The sequence below is a fragment of the Bartonella sp. AD328YNZD genome, from assembly GCF_042196425.1.
The window spans coordinates 1-836 of record NZ_JBHIQG010000667.1; the positions used below are offsets into that span (position 1 = coordinate 1).

Consider the following 836-nt stretch of genomic DNA (forward strand, 5'->3'; position numbering starts at 1 on the left):
ATTGATTGGTCAGAGGGACAGCATCCTAGCAGTGTGAACACGAGCGCCCGTGTGATGATGCAGCGCGTAAAGGAATACTTGTCAGACACGGGTGGAGAGCTTGAAGGGATTGTTACCAATGATCATGTCCAACAAACGAGCACGATAAGGCTTGAAAGTAGCTCACAGTTTTTAGGTTATCAGAATGGGATTGTTTTGCGTTTTATGGCGACGAGCAGGAATGTTGGAGCAACCACGATTGTCTTAAATTCTTTAGATGGCAAGCCGGTTTATAAAGCAACGGAATTAGGGGTTGATCCTTTATCAGGGGGCGAAATCCAACAAGGGTGCATTTATACATTGTTTTATAATGGAGATCATTGGCATCTCGTTAATCCTACCCCACTCCCTTTAGAAGAAGAAGAAAGCAGTCTTTATCCTACTGGATTTATAGGAACGTTTGGCATGCGCGGGATTCCAAAGGATTGGTTAATTTGCGATGGGAAGGCTTATTTGCGTCGTGATTATGGTGATTTATTTGCGACGATAGGCACGGTTTGGGGAGAAGGAGATGGTGTAGAAACCTTTAATGTTCCAGATTTACGAGGGATGTTTTTACGGGGATTTGATGGTGGCAGTAATCGAGACCCCCATCGTAGGCTTGGAAGTATTCAAACAGATTCAATCCAGTCTCACCAGCATGAAGGTCAGGCTCTTTCGATGCCCCATTTTACTAGTAATGAAGACTTTTGGGATGGGAATACGACAGATGTGTTGGGCTATCGTCTAGGCTTGTTTGGGGGTGGTTCTTTAGCGAATTTTATGGGCATAGAGCGTGAGAATTTAGGGGGCTATAT

At 44.5% G+C, this 836-nt stretch carries 1 protein-coding gene; it reads left to right on the top strand.

Annotation, left to right across the window (positions count from 1 at the left end):
- Positions 1-836, top strand: an 836-nt coding sequence (locus ACFIO3_RS14365) for a phage tail protein (protein ID WP_375617400.1), incomplete at both ends; no start/stop codon positions are given.